The following is a 16148-nucleotide window of genomic DNA, read 5'->3' as shown; positions in this document are numbered from 1 at the left end:
TTAACAGCCCTTATTGATAGGTAAGACTCAGCGTTGCGGAGGCATTGGCGATGCCGGTGGTTACCGTTGTATTGGTCTGATAGTAGCGTGCGGTTAACGGAAACATCTCCTGGCCGCCATTGGTTCTCTTCAGAACAAGATTATTGCCAAGGATGAGAGGGGTATTGTTATAAACCAGCTGCACGCCAACCCCCTGTGCGACGCCTGCGCTTCCCTGACCGGTTAACGCCAGCACGGTATTATCGCTGACGTCTGGATTTTGTGCCCCGGAGAGCATGACGTTAATATTGGCTCCGGCATCACAGTCCAGAATGAGATTCTGCGTTTTCTGCGCATTAGCGGGGGTTGATCCCACCGCAGTACCAAACTCGCTGACCAAAACGTCCCCCAGTTCAAATACCATATTCGACGTTGTCACCGCGCATGCCACCTGGGTAATAGATCCGGCCCCCGCATTGACGGGGATCTCAGGAGCTTGTTCTCCGCCGAGATATTGCATCGTAAAGGCGACAAACGATGCCAGTTGTCCCGTTACTGAGCCAGATGTAATATCACCAATCTTCCAGAATTGTATAACCGGCTGATAATCATGAATAACCAGCTCGCCTGGGTTTGAAGACCAACTGGACATTGAAGCGTTACCACGGTCAATATAATCGGTGCCGCTAAATGTCGACGCGCCTGCTTTGGAGTTCATGTAAAAGCCAAAAGAAATACCCACCCCAGGCACATTGGTTTGATAAACGCGCCGCGCGCCGTACGTCGCGACATAGGGTAAAATAGCGCTTTTCATTCCTGAGCTAGACCCTTCATTGCCGGTTGTGACGCAGGTATAAGCATGTGCTAAAGAGCCATATATCTCATTGCTTATCGCCTGGCCAACGGGAACATCGCGCTGAACGATAATATTGCCATAATCCACGGTATAGGGAGAGCCGATGTAAGTATAATCACAACAGAAGCCACTCAATGGAAACAACACAGCCAGCATTAATAATGCAGTTCGGAAAAGTCGCATACCTATGCACCTGATATAAAAATTCATTTCAACGTTATCGGCAAACAGCATTATCGATAATCACATCGTTATTCAGCTTCGTCATGTTTATCGAGTAATGAACCCTGCAGGTGTTTGCGGATTGATTTCCCCATTTCACGGTCAGGTTTACCTCGGGATCGAGACCCGTCAAATAGACCTGTCCGCTATCACCCACGATAAAACTGTTATGATCTGTTCCTTCAACGCTGGCCATTGCGCCAAACGGCACTAACTGGCCGTTTCGCTGGCTCAAGGTCATCAACATGCGAACGCCTACGCTTGCCCGATAGTTCGCCCTGACAATCGCGCCACGCGTAGGAACCACGGTTTTGACCGTTTGCTCTAACTCAACGTTAGCCGGTAATGTATCGGTGATTAATGACACCTCATTTTTGCGATAAGGCATTAAGTTAGAGGCAACCGTATATCCGCGATAATCGGTTGTCGCTCCGGTCATATTCTGGATGCCTACGCCGGCAGCCCCGGGGGCGGCAATCAGCACGTTGGTTTCACCCAGGGGCTGAGAAAACGTCACGCCATTGGCATGCGCAACCACACCTCCCTGAATCCCATAATTCAGACGATCGGTATTTTTGTCATAGCTGTACCCGGCTGTGATTTCGCCATAGGTGCCGCGATAATCACCATTCATATTGCCGGTGTAGGCCACGTCGTGAGTGCCGAAACCCTGTTGAATATTCCAGTTGAGCGCATTATTCGGCAAAGCAACGCCATTTAACCCAGCGCTGTGTGTCGTACCGTTATTCTTGCTGGTATTCATGCCATAGTTTGCCCATGTCTGCGGCAACAGTTTTTCCAGGGGAATGCTGATATTCAGCGCCAGCATCTGGTTTTTATCGTCGCTCTGGGGTGAGCTGTACGATCCCGCGCTCCCATTCTTACTCAGCGTCCAGGTCAGGCCATAACTGATACTGTGCCAGTAGTTGTTATACCCAACGCTCCATGATTCCATCGCCTTACCCGAATTCCAGTAATCTTCACGCGCGGCGTTCAGCATCAACGATCCCAGATGGTCTCCCAACCCCTGGCTCAACGTCAGCTCAGCACGGTTGCGGCGTCGGTCCTGAAGCGCCTGACTGTCACCGTAAGAATCCAGGACCTCTTGCATGCCATAGTAGCCGCTGGTCGAATAGCGGTAGCCGGCAATCGCGAAGTTGGTGCCCGTTGCGGCAAAATTTTTACTGTATCGAGCCCGCCATGATTGCCCCCTGGATTTCGGCATATTTTGCGGCGTGGACCAGCCCTGGGTGATATCGCTGGAGATTGCGCCAAAGTTACCCATGTTTTTACCGACGCCCGCGGCGAGGGACTGGTACTTACTCGACTCCTGTAATCCGCCGTAAAACGTAAAGCCATAGGGCAAGCCGAGAATAACGCTCATCTGAGCAAAGGGCGTTTTGTCCACGCTGCCGTTGTAAGAACGATATTGGCCGCCCGTTAACGCATATTTTATTCGGCCTTCACGCTGTAATACGGGAAGGGAGGCAAATGGCACGCTAAAGTGCTGCTCACTGCCATCAGCCTCTTTAATAGTGACATCAAGATCGCCGGCGCCGCCGGTAGGATACATATCCGTGATTTCAAAAGCCCCCGGCGCCACAAAGCTCTGGTATATCTGATAGCCATTCTGGCGAATTATCACCTGGGCATTGGTCCGGGCGATACCACGCACCACTGGGGCATAGCCCTTGAGGGAGTCGGGCAGCATGTCATCATCGGAGGCAAGTTGTCCTCCCCGAAAAGGCATGCTGTCGAAGACATCTGCCGGGGCAGAGCTATCACCCAGCGTGAGCTGCGACTGTAACGGGATTATCGTACGCTGAGCATAGGTATAAACCGTCTTCCAGGCATCGTGACCCTGTGAATCGCGCGACCAGGTGGTGTAATTTCTTAACCGCCAGGGGCCAATATTCACGCCAGGACGCAGGTTGGCATACTGATTATCGCTGGTGCTGCTGTTGCTATTTTTTGCCCAGTTATTGGCCCCACTCAGACTGTAGTTGAGCAGGGCGGCGTTAATCCCTTGATCCCAGCGATCCGGCGACACCGCTCCGCGCGCTTGCGCTGATAGTGCCGCTTGCGGAATGCTCAATACCAGACGCTGCATGGCAAACTGGAAATCCGTACTGGCCTGAGGGATCGCGGACAGGTTCGCACAGGATGTTTCGCCTTTTAACGCGGGAAAAAGTCCAGTCTTCACTCCCCAGCTTTCTAATTGCTCAATGGATAAACAGGGGACTAATTTGTCATCACCGCCAGGCTCTTTCAGCAACACAAACCTGATATCGCGGGTATCAACTAACCGATCGTCCAGGACGATATCAACATGATAATCCCCGGGAGCTTGCGCACCCGATTCAAAACCAGAAAGATCGACTTTTTCTGTCCCCGGATTATCCAGTTCAACCAGTTCTGGATTAAAAAAATCGCGACTATAGCTATTTTGCGTATTACCGAAGAGCGCGATGGTTATCAATAATGCCAACCGTGGAGAACGTGCTTTTATATAATCCATTGCCATCATCATAAATCCCACTCAGTGTCTTTTCGCCGGTCTACAGACTGGCTTTGTGTTCTGCCCCGGGACTGCCATAATCATTGATAATTTTGAATGTCACTGGCCCGCCCGTTACGCCGGAGGGTAAATCGAACGTCGCTGTGCTACCGGGTAATACATAACTGACATCGGATAATTTTTTACCTGATAGTGAAATTTCGTTAAAATTCATGACATGCCGAGTCGGATTGTTTACCTGTATCTTATTACCGACGCGTTGCCAGCGTAATTTATCGACCTGCTCTTCAGGGGATGCGCCTTTCATCGCCGCCGGACGGTAGATGAGCTTGATTCTGGTTTTAATGGCAATTTGCAACGTATTGTCAACTTTAGCTGCAGAGGGTATGGCTTTTATATTAAGCCAAAATAAGCTCTCTTTATCCTGAGGTAATGCTCCGGTGGCAACAATGCGCTCGACGTTTTGTTGGCCATTATTCAGTCGATATAACGGCGGCGTAATGATGAAAGGCGCCTTTTCGGCACCGCCACCTGGCGTTTCGATCCATGACTGGATCAGGTAGGGGGTTTTATCAGGATTATTTATGCCAATTGAGGCTTCTTTTTTATTACCATCAAAAATGACCCGCGTACCACCAATAACGACACCGGCCTGAGCAGCGGATAAGCCAATACTCAATATCGTGGTGGTAAGCAAGATACTGCGAAGAACATTCATTTTAGACCTCTGAAACATGGGGCCGTATCGACCCCATCAGCTTTTCTGGACAGAAAATCAGTTATATACAATGGAGAAGTTAGCAACAGAGTTGGCCGTACCCGGCGTTACTGATGCCGTGGTGGAGATATATTGCGCGTAGAATTTCAGCGTATTGTCCTGGGTGCTGCTAAGGGTGTAGTTATAGCTGTTCTCACCGTGTAAAGGCAGGTCGACTTTATCGGCGGTCATCAGGTTAATCGCCACCCCTGACGCCGCACTGGAGGTTGAGGTATCAATAGCCAGCAGGTTAGGGTTGGTCAGATCTGGGGTGCCATCAAAGCGTACTTTTGTCGAAGTCACTGTGGTTGGGCAGTTTTTAAGCACGATATTAAAATCCTTTGCAGCCGCTTTTGCGCCACTGTTCGGAAATTCAGTTTTATAAAAGTTACCGAGATTGACCTGCTGGTTTTGCGATGCCACATCGACTTCACAGGCAGTATCAAGAATATTGCCGACGAAATTCACGGTGCCAGCGGCAGCAAAAGCGTGAGACATAGACAGCGCTGCAGTTGCGGTCAAGGCAACTAAAACAAGACTTTTTTTCATTACGTTGTTTCCTTATTAACTTGGTTTGCCACTTATATTCAGGCAATAGGGTGCCGATGAGCGTTACACTCTTTTTGTACCAGCGCCTTATTTATTACTGTGCAGCATGGCAGCCATAATTAATTACGGTAAGATCATGAACTGTTCTGCTGGCTGGCTAAAATTTATCTAATCACTTTCTTAAACTCAAATGATTTGTGGGTCTATAAGTAGACTCTCACTTAACGAATAAGTAACATTCCTTTTTTATTGTGTTTATTAAGGCCCGGTCTATTTTTAGACTCAAAGGTCATGAGGCACAAAATCAATTACTTAGAGTACATCTTTAGCACGGTCTACTTTTGGACCCTAAACCAATATTTCGCGGTTTCTTCATTTTTAAGATAATTCGTCGGGTCGATCAATAAAGCGATCACCGTAGAGGAATTGAGGCAGCATATGAACACGCGCTTAACCACCCCGGAAAACCAGGACAAATCAATTGCCCTGGAATTAAAACCATTTCGGCACATCGAGACTCTGATAAATCATGTGTTGCCAGCAGCAGAAAGAGTAGTGATCGGCAGAGGTGAGGTCGTGCATTATTATAAAGATGATATTCGGCAATGTTTTTTACTATTGCAAGGTAGCGTAGCGCTGCACCGTCGCGGCGATGGCATTGTTTTAAATTCTGAATCATCACCCTTTATTCTGGGCGTCAGTAGTCAGTTTTCCTCAGAGCATCTCTATGTGAGAGCGCTGGAGACGTCAGAGATCGCCCGGGTGTCACTGGATTGTTTTAATCACATCGTGGCGCAACTGGATCTATGGGAGCATTTTTCGAAACTCCTGATTTATACGGCCTCCCGGGTGTATGAGCATTGCGCACAAATCTCGCAGATGTCCGCTTATGACATCATCCGCTTTCAGCTTGTTGAACTGATGCAAGAGCCGGATGCGATACGGCAACAAATTACGGCTGCAGCCTATATTAAGAGCCGAACCTATCTTTCACGGAGCGGGATTATGCGAATTCTGGCAGAGCTGCGAACCGGGAACTACATCACCATGGAACGGGGTATACTTCTTGATATCAACCATTTGCCTCGAAAATACTGACGATGAGGATACCCGCAACAGGAAGCCAGGCTATAATCAGACAGGTCAATCTAAAGGTTATCGGTTATGTCCTCTTCAGCAAAACCTCACAGAGGTTCACCCTACGCGCAAGAGTTGATGACGCATTTACAGCCGTATTGCACGCCACGTAAAACTGAAAGGGGGGAGCAACTGGATTTCAAGGTGAATGGCCAGGGGATGTGTTACCTCATCCTTGAGGGAACCGTAGCGGTTTATCGCCGAAACGATAATATGATGCTGTCCACTGCGCGCAGTCCCGCCGTGTTTGGTCTTGCCAATCTGACGGATATTTACTTCGATGATTACATTAAAACTATCAACTCCTGCGTGATTGGCGAGATCTCCACCGCTCGTGTTCATGACATTATTAAAGAAAAGTCGTTATGGGGGCTGCTCTCAAAGCAACTGATGTTTGTGTATGGCCGACTTTACAACAATGTGATGCCGCAGGGCGCACCGACGGCGTACGAGATGATCCGCCAGCAGTTGCTCAATTTAAGCGAAGAAGATGAGAGTTATCGCGCCGCAGTCACAGCGGAACTCTACATCCGTGAGAAAACCCATCTTTCTCGCAGCGGCGTCATGCGCATTCTTGCAGATTTAAAAACGGGTGGTTTTATCGAAATGGAAGAGGGAAGACTCATTAAAATCCATAAGCTTCCCGCCAGGTACTAAATTCAGACACCGTCAGACAAAAAAACGCCCCTCATCTCCATTTAGCGACCACACCAGGGTCAATGATAATTTTTAATGCCCAGGGCAGGGCGCGCCATGTTCTACCCAGTGGTGCGCCGATCGGGCGGGATCGTCCGCTTAGCCAGTTTCTTTTGCAAAATGATGATAATAATTGGGGATCCTGATGCGGAAATTGCACATAGCGCCAGCAACGTGTCCATATTCTGGAGCGCCATGCGATGGTCAGGTAACAGAAAAGCGGACAGGAAAAATGCGGCAGTCGTCATCAGATACATCATGGACGTCTGTAATGAAGAGAATCCCGCTCGTTGGTTGTTATCAGGAAACTGAATCGTAACCGCCGAAGATGAAACCAGACGACTGTAAGCTGCCCCGAGAAATAACGTCATAAACAGCGCCGGATGCGGATAGCCCAGGAAGGGTATCAGCAAGCTCAGAATAAAAACGAGGGTTGACCCGGTCGCCAAACTCAATGCAGAAAAACGAGAGGTTAATGCCCCTGTCATTCTTGTAGACAAATACCCCGCCAGTCCCCCGCCGAAGAACAGCCAGGGCAGCAGGCCTTCAGAAGCCCCCAACAGCTGCGTCATTAATGGCGCCAGAACAGGAATGATCAGCATTGGACTAAACTGTACCAGTGCATTACCGGAAGCAAACAGTAAAGTATCAACATCGAGGGGCAGCGCGTGAGACGTGTCGAAAGCGACGGGGTCCTGAGGAATGACAGTGACGATCAATGGCAATGCCAACAAACAGAGCGTGCTGATTAACCACAACGCGACATGCCAACCGTAATGAGTACACAAAAATAATATAGCGGGCATCCCCACAACGCTTACCAGCGAAAATGACGCAATCACCGTCGCCAACATTTTTCCGCGCAAGTCAGCCGGCGTGTGGTTTATCAAAATACCGATCCCCACACCCATTGTCGTCCCTCCAACCAGCCCTGCGAAGAATCGCAAGGTAAGAAGAAGAGGAAAACTGGTTATGAATGTCGTCAACAGTGTCGCTATGGCTAGCAGCACCATATTAGCGATAAGAAAACGCTTCTTATTGCAACGGTCAACCCAGTAAAAGGCGATAATTCCCGACAGGACGGCTCCAGAGGTGTACATACCGGATACATAGCCTGAGAAGGAGACGGGAACAGCGAAATCCGCGGCCATAAATGTAAAAACAGGGCTGAACATCATATATTCCAGCGCATTAGTAAACTGCACAAAAGCGATGACCAGCGCTATCCGTATCAGCGCCTTTTGATTAAATGTTGTGGTGACCCGTGGCATAGCAAGCGACCTGTTGATGAAAGATAACCTAGCTTAACTGCTATCAAACTTATCGATTAGATGGTAAAAATGGCACTCATTATTATCATATGTGGGATAGTTGATGCGGCCAGGTCTTGATTTTAATGCGCTGAAAGTCTTCATCGCTGTAGTTGAAAGAGACAGTTTTGTGGGGGCTTCGAAAGCCCTTGAAATGCCGGCATCAAATGTGAGCCGTTGCATTGCTCAGCTAGAAGACAAACTGAATCTTCAGCTTATTGAACGCAGTACCCGACATATGAAACTCACTCAGGCGGGGCATCTACTCTATACCCGGGCGAAGCCATTACTGGAAGCGCTTGAGCAAACTGAAACCGAATTAACGTTGCGGCAAATGCAATTCAAAGGGCCATTACGTATCTGTATTCCTAATGAAATCGGTCCTGCATTGCTGGGCGCTATTGTTGCCGATTTCGCCTGTCAGCATCCGGACCTGGAGATAAGTTGCGTCACCAATTTGTCTGGTTATGAATCCCTGCGCGATGATCTGGATCTCGCTGTCATTGTGAGTCGTGGTCAGATGGATGACAGTGACTACATAGCCCGTCATCTGGTGACCATCCCTTGCACCATCGTTGCGGCCCCCTCCGTTATCCAGCGTTATGGCACGCCTTCTCGTATACAGCAATTTGAAGAATTGCCCTGTATTACAACGGTAAATGCGCTTAAAGGCGCTCCCTGGCAGTTTGTGAATAAAAAGGGCGGATTCGAGACGATTAAAGTGAACGGTCGTTATCGGGTCAACAGCGGGGAGATGGCAGGGCGAGCGGCCATCTCAGGCGTCGGTTATGCCATCCTGTCGAAACAAGCCTGCCAGCCCTATATTGACGATGGCCGGTTAATCGAAATTGAATTTGAACAATCGGCAGCCCCCTTGCAATTGTTCGCCCTGTATTCCGATCGGCGTTATTTGCCGGCAAAAACAAGAGCGCTTATTGATTTCATGCATCAGAGATTGAGTCATGAATAAGAGGCCATCATCAGCGCACCTGGATGCGCTGTCCCGTTCAGCCGGCGCTCTTGCCGCTCATCACCTCGACTCAAGCACCATTGAATCATTCCTCGCTGATCGCCAAAAAGCGTCTGTTAAGCAGGCGGTCAGCTTATCTTTTTAGCCATTGCCCTGGCGATGACCGGGGCGCTTTCTACGGACAAGCTCAGGCCTTCAAGTCCAGAACGACATGGCTAAATGTTTGATAGGTTTTTTCATCTGGCGCAGGCGGAATTTTGGCGGCTTTCAGCGCGGACATCACCTGCGCGCAGAATGGACGATCGCCGTTCTCGACCGCCAGATCCTGCACCGTCCCGTCACGCTGCAGGGTAAAGCGCACCGAGCATTTTTGCCCTTGCCAGGAGTCCGGCTGGTCTATGTTAGCGAAGATAGCCGCCTGGATCCGCGCCAGATAGCGTGAGGCATTGGCCTGCGGTGACGTATCGGCACCCGTTTGATAATCGCGAAGTATCTTATCCACTTCTGCCGATATTTGAGCGTCTTCGGCGCTGTCCGGCGCAGAAGCATGACCCGAACAGGCGGAAAGGAGGAAAGAGAGGGTGCAAACGAGCACGGCGTTAATTTTCACGGACATGGTAAGCCTCCTTGCTGGTGGTGAAACATTTCGTGTACGAGGCGGTTATCCTCTGTTATTCCGCGAGATTATTCAAACGCTGAATGCATGGCGCTCGCTTTAAGTGACGCCGTCACACATTTTGGGCTTTCGTCGCGGACGGTTAGGCCATCCAGTCGCGAATCAGGTCACCGTATAGCCGTTCTGCCTCCGCCAGCCGGCTGAGCAGGCAGTACTCGTCGGTTTGATGAGCCATCGACGGCTCCCCGGGGCCGAGAATAATACAGGGCGGGTCGCCCAGGGCAGGCAGCAGCAGCGAGGCGTCGGTAAAGTAGGGCACCACGCGCGGTGTAATCGGCTCAGCGTGCAGCGGCTGACAGCGTTGGTAAACCTGCTTAATCCATGCATGATCCTCCCGGCTCAGGACCGCAGGCAGGTCGACCAGCGTGGTGACCGTAACGCTTTCGCCCAGCAGCGTCGTCAAGCGCTCCCGGATAGCGGCGTGCTGTAAATTGGGCGCGCTGCGGATGTCGACATCAAAACGCGTGCGGTCCGGTACGGAATTAATATTGAGTCCGCCCTCTATGCGTCCGACGTTGAGGGTGGGTTGCTTCATCAGCGGATGCGGCGCGCCCGGCGAAAAATGCTGGATCTTACCCAGCGCATCCGCCGCAAGATAAATAGCATTGATCCCCAGCTCCGGCATCGCGCCGTGGGCGGTTTTTCCCCGCGTTTCGCAGCGTAGCCAGAGGGCGCCTTTATGACCGATAACCGGGTAGTTGGCGGTGGGCTCACCGACGATCAGCGCGCCCACCTCTGGCAACGTATCGGAGGCGATCAGCGCACGCGCGCCGTCGCAGCCGGTCTCTTCTCCGCCGGTGATCAGCAATAGTGCGCCGCGCCCGGCGCGAATCGTTTGCCGCTGATGAACGCAGGCGACGGCAAATGCCGCTATCGCCGCTTTCATATCGCTCGACCCGCGGCCATAAAGACGCCCGTCTTCCATCTGCGCGCCGAAAGGATCGTACTGCCAGCGGGTATTTCCCAGCGGGACGGTATCCAGATGTCCGGTAAAGGCCAGCGGTTTACCGCTCTTCAACCCGGGCAGCCTGGCGATAAGATTGCAGCGTCCCTCGCCGAATGACGACAGCGACACCTCAAAACCGCTATCGGCAAGCCAGTCGGCGAAGAACCGCATGCAGTCGGCTTCGCTGCCCGGCGGGTTGATGGTGTTAAAGCCCAGCAGCTGCCGGGCGAGCTCAAGGGTAGCGGTCATCAGCGGCGTTCCGTCAGCCAGTCGAGGCAGTTAATCCACAGCTGGCGATAGCCGGGCCATTTGGCAAACTCTTCCGGCAGCCAGTGTGCCGACATGTCGCTGGTCCACACCAGCGAGCGCCCCCGCTGATATTCGCGAATGGCCAGCAGAGGATGATCGGTACCGGCCACGGTCGCCAGCAGTTTACCTTCCGGATGCATTTCAACCTCGTTATAGCCCAGCAACCACGGCCATTCGCCCGGAATATCGTTAAACAGGGGGTGAGATCCCGCCACTTCAGCAAAGCAGCCTTCCGGGGTTTCAATGCGATCGTCCCAGGCCAGGCAGCGAACCGGCAGCACTTTCTCCACCGCGGTATTACGGTAGCGTGCGCCGCCGTTGATCCCCTGGAAGCTGTAATAGCCGCCGATCATCATCAGCGCCCCCCCGCCGGCCACGTAATCATGCAGGAGCGTTAGACGGTTGGCGGTGCGGCGGCTCTTCAGCCAGGTGTCCGGATGCAGCAGCAGCGTATTGGCGCCGATATCCGAAAGGATGATCGCATCCCAGTGTTCCAGCGCTTCCAGCGTCAGCGGAAAGTCTGTCGCCGCCGCGTGGGCGGGCATATAGGTAATGGCATAGGGACTGTCGGCGAGCGAGGCCAGAAAATCCGTTGCGCCGGTGTGCCAGGTGGCGGTGGCAAACTGGTCGAAGCCTTTAACGTGCGTTGAGGTGCTGGTCCAGGACTCACCGACCAGTAAGATTTTTTTCTGCATGATGACGTTTCCTTTTATCCGCCAAAGACCCGCTGGGGGTTTCCAATCATTAAGGTTTCAAGCTGTTCGCCGCTGACGCCGTGGCGCCGCAGACGCGGAACAAAATGCTTGAGTATGTAGCCGTAACCGTGGCCGCCGTAGCGGGTGAGCATGGTTTTCAGGAAGACATCCTGCGACAACAGAATGTGCTGGATATAGCCGTCGTCAATTAACTCGCGGATCGCGCGGGCGTTCTCCTCGTCGGAGGGCGACTGCGCTGATTCGTCGGCGTAGTAATAGCTCATGCCAATCATGTCGTATTCGAGGAATGCTCCGCGATGGGCCAGTTCGCGCTGGTAGCGCTTATCGGCAAAGCTGGGGTTCATATGGCACAGCACGGTATGGCGTAAATCGGCGCCTTCCTGCTCGAGAATATCCAGCACCCGATGACCCAGCCGCTCCCAGCCCGGCAGATGGACCTCGATCGGCACGCCGGTCGCGGCGCTGGCCCGACCCGCAGCGCGCAGGGATTTCTCCTCATCCGGCGTAAAACGGCTGGAGATACCGATTTCGCCGATAAGCCCGGCGAGTACCTCCGGTTTCTCCTCCGCGCCGCCAAGATCGTAAATCAGCCGTTCGGTCAGCTGTTCAACGCTGCTGGTCCTTACCCACTCGGGGTGCGAAGGCTCCAGATAGAGGCCGGTACCCATAATAATGTTCAGACCGGTCAGACGCGCGATGCGCGCCAGCGCTTTCGGATCGCGGCCAATACCGATATTGGTCGGGTCGACCACGGTTTCGCCGCCAAGGGCGCGATATTTAGTGAGTTCCTCAATCGCAACGTCGACATCAAACAGCTGACAGTTATCGCGGCTCATCAACGGATTCAGCGACAGTTCGCCAAGGTTTTCCATTTTCACCGGCATTTCGGCAAGATGGCGATCGCTACAGCAGCAGGGCGGCACCCATTTGCCGGAGGCATCCAGCAGAATATGCTCATGCATCAGGGTGACGCCCATTTCGTTAATCGGCAGCGGGCCAAGCACTGTCATCACGTAACCGCTGCTGACGCCAACCGGCAACGGTGAGGGATGACGAAAAATTGAACCGTTCATCAGCTATCCTTTTGCCGCGGAGCGCGTGGGGTTGAGAATGCGGGTGTTCAGCCAGATAGCCAGCAGGATAATGGTGCCGGTAGCTATCTGGGTGTAAAATGGCGAAATATGCGACAGGATCAGCCCGTTCTGAATGACCGCAATCGACAGCGCGCCCAGCAGCGTGCCGATAATGGTACCGAAGCCGCCAAACAGGCTGGTACTGCCAAGCACCACGGCGGCAATAACCTGCAGTTCAAAGCCTTCGCCCTGGTTGGAGGAGCCGCTGCCGAGGCGAGCGGTAATGATCATTCCCGCCAGCGCGGCGGCCATGCCGCTGAGGATATAGACCTTCATCGTGACGGCTTTGGTATTAATCCCGCTCCGTCGCGCGCCTTCGGCGTTGGCGCCGATAGCGGTCACATAGCGACCAAAACGCATGTGATTAAGAACGATATGCCCGATCAGCAGAATCAGAATGCCGAGCAGCGCGGGCATGGGGATACCGACAACCCACGCGCGTCCGATAAAGGTAAACAGGCTGTCAGCCGGAACCGGAATCGAATAACCCTGAGTGATCAGCAGCGCGATGCCGCGAACCACAGCCAGAGTGGCGAGGGTGACGATAAACGCCGGAATCCCTTCATAGGCAATAAAGAAGCCATTGATGGCGCCAACGACGCCGCCGAGCAGCAGGCCGCCGAGCAGTACCACCGGCCACGGCAGCCCCCAGCTATTCAGGGCGATAGCGGAGAGTGCGCCGACCAGCGCCAGGGTAGAGCCCACCGACAGATCGATACCGCCGGTGGTAATCACCAGGGTCATCGCCGTCGCGACGATCAGCAGCGGGGCGCTCTGACGGATGATATTCAGCCAGTTGGTGCCGGTGAGAAAGTTGCTGGTGATCAGCGAAAACACCACGCAGCAGAAGACGAAAAAGAGCGCGATGCTGACTACGCCCGAGTGGTTATGCAGCAGGCGGCGCGGCAGCGAATGCTGGATCATGCGGGAGCTGCTTAAGTTCATGATACTCATCCTGTTACCTCAATGTGCAGCCGCAGAGCGGGCGGTGAATTTTTCGCCCACAATCAGGTTAACGATATCGTTCAGGCTGGTGTCGGACACCCGCCTGTCAGCGACATTGGTACCTTCATACATCACCATGATCCGGTCACACACCAGGAACAGGTCCTGCAGGCGGTGGGTAATCAGAATCACGCTCACCCCGCGAGCGGAAACGCGGCGAATGAGTTCCAGAACCGCTTCGACCTCCGCGACGGCCAGCGCGGCGGTGGGTTCATCCATAATCAGCACTTTCGGGTCAAAGGCCGCCGCGCGGGCGATGGCAATAGCCTGGCGCTGGCCGCCGGAGAGATTTCGCACCAGCAGGCGGGTATCCGGAATAGAGATCCCCAGCCCTTTAAGCATCTCTCTGGCATCGGCGTGCATTTTGGCCTCGTCGAGAAAGGGAATACCGAGGACCGATTTCATCGGCTCACGGCCCATAAACAGATTGCCCGCGACGTCGACCGTGTCGCAGAGCGACAGATCCTGATAGACCATCTCGATATGGCAGCGGCGCGAATCGGCCGGATTGGTAAACTGCTGCTGTTCACCGTCGATACGAATCGTGCCGCTGGAGGGGATCACCGCGCCAGAGAGCACTTTGGTGAGGGTGGATTTCCCCGCGCCGTTGTCGCCCACTAAACCCAGCACCTCGCCCGGGGCCAACTCGAGGTTAACGCCGCGCAATGAACGTATCGACCCGTAGGTCTTGGTGATATTGATCATCTCCACCCTTGGCGGGGTAGTTTGTGGCTGCTGCATCTGATAACTCCCATCGCTATTGCCGGGAAAATGTTCGCCATCCTGCGGGAGAGACTCTATCCGACACGGTTTACAATCTAGTAAACCGGTTTACCTGCGGATCAGAGCCCTCGCCAGTACAGTCAGGACAAACGCTATGTAAGATATTTGTTCGCCAGTAAGAACATTGCAGCATCCGTGCCAGGGCAGGAACAACACGGCAGCCCTGTGCCTTAACCTTATGTATTCAATAGATTTTATTGATTACAATCCGGTAAACCGGTTTACTGATTATAGTGAATAAATTGTTAATTGATCGTTTTTTGCGCCAAAAGCGGGCGCTTTTGCGTCATTATGGGACATGCTTAACAGATCTTGATCGAGTCGCGACCAATCCATTCAACCGGCAGGCGGGTTTCCGCTGGGATATCCGGATCGTCGTTTAGCAGGCGCATCATGATGTGCACCGCGGTGCGCCCCAGTTCCCGGGCGGGCTGGCGGATAGTGGAGATCCGCGGCTGGGTAAAATCGGCGTAATTGGCGTCATCGAAGCCGACTAGCGAAAGCGCCTCCGGCGCCTGGAGCCCGCTGGCGCGTAGACCGTCAAGCAGACCGAGCACCAGATAGTCGCTGGCCGCGAAGACGGCAGTAGGGCGAACCGGTTGGCTGAAGAGGTGCCGCAGCGCATGCTGGCCAAACTCGCGCTGATAGTCGCCGTACATCACCCATTCGGGCGGCCAGCTCAGGCCGGCTTGCTCCATCGCGGTGCAAAAACCCTGATAGCGCTCACGGACGCTCATCAGTTTGTCCGGGCCGCCGACGAAAGCGATATGACGATGCCCGGCGGCGATCAGTTTTTCGGTGGCGATGCGCCCGCCCTGGACGTTATCAGCAAACACTTTTGGAACCTGACTCCCGGGAATATCTTCATCCAGCAGGACAATGCGTTCGTGACGCTGGATCTCCTTGCGCAGCAGGCCGTTATCGGGGCGGTTGGTGGTGAACAGCAGGCCGTCTACCTGGCAGGTATCCAGCCAGCGGATGAACTGGCACTCTTTTTCCGGGTTGTTGCGGGTGATACACAACACCAGGCTGTAGCCGCTGGCAGAAGCGGCCTCTTCGGCAGCGTCGGCCAGCTCGGCAAAGAAGGGGTTGGTAATGTCGGGGAGCACCAGGCCAAGCGTCTCGCTGCCGCCTTTGCTCAGACGGCGCGCCAGGCTATTACCGCGATAGTCCAGTTCGCGAATGGCGGTTTCGATACGGTCTATGGTGTCCTGCGGCAGCACAATACTGTTGTTCATATAGCGCGACAGGGTCGCTTTCGACAGCCCCGCCAGCTTTGCCACATCAGATAACAATACGCGTTTTATACTCATTTCCTGCGCCATCTCTGCCAGAATCGGCTATCTGTAACATAGTTAAGCGCGGTGGATACAGCAATTTCTCTGTGCGTAATAACCGAAAATAAATGCTTGACAAATTTTAATCAGCAGAGAATTGTATAGACAGTTTACCGCATCATCCGGGAAGTCATTCCCAAACCCGTTTAAGTCATTCCAGTCGCGCACCGACACGGACCGGTTGCCGGGATGACATTAAGCAGGTATCCGCCGAACGATCGATGATTGTTCTGGCCATATAGACGATAT

The 16148-nt window shown here is 53.1% G+C and carries 15 protein-coding genes; 3 read left to right on the top strand and 12 right to left on the bottom strand.

Annotated elements, in window-relative coordinates:
• Nucleotides 1–10: 10 nt before the first annotated feature.
• Genes ABLV52_RS18890 through ABLV52_RS18875 form a run of 4 tightly spaced genes read right to left on the bottom strand, consistent with a single transcriptional unit; the run spans nt 11 to nt 4881 of the window.
• Nucleotides 11–1069, bottom strand: a complete 1059-nt coding sequence (locus ABLV52_RS18890; protein WP_348890773.1) for a fimbrial protein — start codon at nt 1067–1069, stop codon at nt 11–13.
• A complete protein-coding gene (locus tag ABLV52_RS18885; RefSeq protein WP_348890771.1) occupies nt 1053–3587 on the bottom strand; it encodes a fimbria/pilus outer membrane usher protein in 2535 nt (844 codons plus the stop codon). The genes ABLV52_RS18890 and ABLV52_RS18885 overlap by 17 nt, the downstream gene beginning before the upstream one ends.
• Before the next feature lie 28 nt (nt 3588–3615).
• A complete protein-coding gene (locus ABLV52_RS18880; protein WP_348890769.1) occupies nt 3616–4293 on the bottom strand; it encodes a molecular chaperone in 678 nt (225 codons plus the stop codon).
• Between the two features lie 57 nt (nt 4294–4350).
• Nucleotides 4351–4881, bottom strand: coding sequence for a fimbrial protein (locus ABLV52_RS18875; RefSeq protein ID WP_023289719.1), 531 nt, complete (start codon nt 4879–4881; stop codon nt 4351–4353).
• Nucleotides 4882–5319: 438 nt separating this feature from the next.
• On the opposite strand from ABLV52_RS18875, the gene ABLV52_RS18870 reads away from it, so the two are divergent.
• Nucleotides 5320–5979, top strand: coding sequence for a winged helix-turn-helix transcriptional regulator (locus tag ABLV52_RS18870; protein WP_032452874.1), 660 nt, complete (start codon nt 5320–5322; stop codon nt 5977–5979).
• A gap of 66 nt (nt 5980–6045) precedes the next feature.
• Entirely contained in the window at nt 6046–6675 is a 630-nt protein-coding gene (locus tag ABLV52_RS18865; protein ID WP_348890768.1) for a helix-turn-helix domain-containing protein, read from the top strand.
• A gap of 101 nt (nt 6676–6776) precedes the next feature.
• Here the strand turns inward: ABLV52_RS18865 and ABLV52_RS18860 are convergent, their stop codons facing one another.
• Nucleotides 6777–7985, bottom strand: a complete 1209-nt coding sequence (locus tag ABLV52_RS18860; protein ID WP_348890767.1) for an MFS transporter — start codon at nt 7983–7985, stop codon at nt 6777–6779.
• Nucleotides 7986–8088: 103 nt separating this feature from the next.
• On the opposite strand from ABLV52_RS18860, the gene ABLV52_RS18855 reads away from it, so the two are divergent.
• A complete protein-coding gene (locus tag ABLV52_RS18855; protein WP_348890766.1) occupies nt 8089–8994 on the top strand; it encodes a LysR family transcriptional regulator in 906 nt (301 codons plus the stop codon).
• Nucleotides 8995–9181: 187 nt separating this feature from the next.
• Here ABLV52_RS18855 and tolA read toward each other — a convergent pair whose 3' ends face one another.
• The 7 genes from tolA to ABLV52_RS18820 all read right to left on the bottom strand — a co-directional run bounded on the left by tolA (nt 9182) and on the right by ABLV52_RS18820 (nt 15887).
• On the bottom strand, nt 9182–9610 hold the full coding sequence (tolA, locus tag ABLV52_RS18850; protein ID WP_348890765.1) for a cell envelope integrity protein TolA: 429 nt from the start codon (nt 9608–9610) through the stop codon (nt 9182–9184).
• A 142-nt stretch (nt 9611–9752) separates the two neighbouring features.
• Complete coding sequence (locus tag ABLV52_RS18845; protein WP_348890764.1) at nt 9753–10865, bottom strand: M20 family metallopeptidase; 1113 nt, start codon at nt 10863–10865, stop codon at nt 9753–9755.
• The gene (locus ABLV52_RS18840) at nt 10865–11620 is read right to left on the bottom strand and encodes a glutamine amidotransferase (RefSeq protein ID WP_348890762.1); all 756 of its coding nucleotides are present in this window, start codon (nt 11618–11620) and stop codon (nt 10865–10867) included. Before ABLV52_RS18840 ends, ABLV52_RS18845 begins: the two co-directional genes overlap by 1 nt.
• A gap of 14 nt (nt 11621–11634) precedes the next feature.
• Nucleotides 11635–12714 carry a phosphotriesterase-related protein gene (locus tag ABLV52_RS18835; RefSeq protein WP_348890761.1) on the bottom strand — a complete coding sequence of 360 codons (1080 nt, stop codon included), beginning with the start codon at nt 12712–12714 and terminating at the stop codon, nt 11635–11637.
• A gap of 3 nt (nt 12715–12717) precedes the next feature.
• A complete protein-coding gene (locus tag ABLV52_RS18830) occupies nt 12718–13719 on the bottom strand; it encodes an ABC transporter permease (protein WP_023289710.1) in 1002 nt (333 codons plus the stop codon).
• An 18-nt stretch (nt 13720–13737) separates the two neighbouring features.
• Nucleotides 13738–14484, bottom strand: coding sequence for an ATP-binding cassette domain-containing protein (locus tag ABLV52_RS18825; protein WP_072199055.1), 747 nt, complete (start codon nt 14482–14484; stop codon nt 13738–13740).
• A gap of 380 nt (nt 14485–14864) precedes the next feature.
• A complete protein-coding gene (locus tag ABLV52_RS18820; protein WP_121936060.1) occupies nt 14865–15887 on the bottom strand; it encodes a LacI family DNA-binding transcriptional regulator in 1023 nt (340 codons plus the stop codon).
• Nucleotides 15888–16148 lie beyond the last annotated feature (261 nt).

It is taken from the genome of Klebsiella sp. GB_Kp056, assembly GCF_040064755.1.
Taxonomy (GTDB): domain Bacteria; phylum Pseudomonadota; class Gammaproteobacteria; order Enterobacterales; family Enterobacteriaceae; genus Klebsiella; species Klebsiella quasipneumoniae.
This window is presented reverse-complemented; position numbering and strand designations above follow the sequence as displayed.

Bases quoted from the DNA above. Each gene is read 5' to 3' on its own strand.
- ABLV52_RS18890 (WP_348890773.1), bottom strand. From the start codon at position 1,069: ATGCTGTTTGCCGATAACGTTGAAATGAATTTTTATATCAGGTGCATA.
- ABLV52_RS18885 (WP_348890771.1), bottom strand. From the start codon at position 3,587: ATGATGATGGCAATGGATTATATAAAAGCACGTTCTCCACGGTTGGCA.
- ABLV52_RS18880 (WP_348890769.1), bottom strand. From the start codon at position 4,293: ATGAATGTTCTTCGCAGTATCTTGCTTACCACCACGATATTGAGTATT.
- ABLV52_RS18875 (WP_023289719.1), bottom strand. From the start codon at position 4,881: ATGAAAAAAAGTCTTGTTTTAGTTGCCTTGACCGCAACTGCAGCGCTG.
- ABLV52_RS18870 (WP_032452874.1), top strand. From the start codon at position 5,320: ATGAACACGCGCTTAACCACCCCGGAAAACCAGGACAAATCAATTGCC.
- ABLV52_RS18865 (WP_348890768.1), top strand. From the start codon at position 6,046: ATGTCCTCTTCAGCAAAACCTCACAGAGGTTCACCCTACGCGCAAGAG.
- ABLV52_RS18860 (WP_348890767.1), bottom strand. From the start codon at position 7,985: ATGCCACGGGTCACCACAACATTTAATCAAAAGGCGCTGATACGGATA.
- ABLV52_RS18855 (WP_348890766.1), top strand. From the start codon at position 8,089: ATGCGGCCAGGTCTTGATTTTAATGCGCTGAAAGTCTTCATCGCTGTA.
- tolA (WP_348890765.1), bottom strand. From the start codon at position 9,610: ATGTCCGTGAAAATTAACGCCGTGCTCGTTTGCACCCTCTCTTTCCTC.
- ABLV52_RS18845 (WP_348890764.1), bottom strand. From the start codon at position 10,865: ATGACCGCTACCCTTGAGCTCGCCCGGCAGCTGCTGGGCTTTAACACC.
- ABLV52_RS18840 (WP_348890762.1), bottom strand. From the start codon at position 11,620: ATGCAGAAAAAAATCTTACTGGTCGGTGAGTCCTGGACCAGCACCTCA.
- ABLV52_RS18835 (WP_348890761.1), bottom strand. From the start codon at position 12,714: ATGAACGGTTCAATTTTTCGTCATCCCTCACCGTTGCCGGTTGGCGTC.
- ABLV52_RS18830 (WP_023289710.1), bottom strand. From the start codon at position 13,719: ATGAACTTAAGCAGCTCCCGCATGATCCAGCATTCGCTGCCGCGCCGC.
- ABLV52_RS18825 (WP_072199055.1), bottom strand. From the start codon at position 14,484: ATGATCAATATCACCAAGACCTACGGGTCGATACGTTCATTGCGCGGC.
- ABLV52_RS18820 (WP_121936060.1), bottom strand. From the start codon at position 15,887: ATGGCGCAGGAAATGAGTATAAAACGCGTATTGTTATCTGATGTGGCA.